Raw genomic sequence first — 302 nt, forward strand, 5'->3', positions numbered from 1 at the left:
AAAATACTTCAGAGTGTACCTGCAAAGGTTCACTGCGAAGTTTTGCTCTTTAAAAATCTGGATCAAGCTGAAAATTGAAACACTGAACAACGAGAGTTGTTCGTGAGTCTCTCAAATTTTCGCAACACGATGATGAATCGCAAGAAACATCTTCGGGTTGTGAGGTTAAGCGACTAAGCGTACACGGTGGATGCCCTGGCAGTCAGAGGCGATGAAGGACGTGCTAATCTGCGATAAGCGTCGGTGAGGTGATATGAACCGTTATAACCGGCGATTTCCGAATGGGGAAACCCAGTGTGTTT

Annotated in this window: 1 rRNA gene; it reads left to right on the forward strand. The window is 45.4% G+C overall.

Going from position 1 to position 302, the window contains the following annotated elements:
* Positions 1-163 precede the first annotated feature (163 nt).
* Positions 164-302: ribosomal RNA gene (locus LZP73_RS19910) — 23S ribosomal RNA — on the forward strand; the annotation flags it as partial.

Origin of the sequence: Shewanella sp. AS16, from assembly GCF_021412365.1 — a bacterium.
GTDB lineage: Bacteria > Pseudomonadota > Gammaproteobacteria > Enterobacterales > Shewanellaceae > Shewanella > Shewanella salipaludis.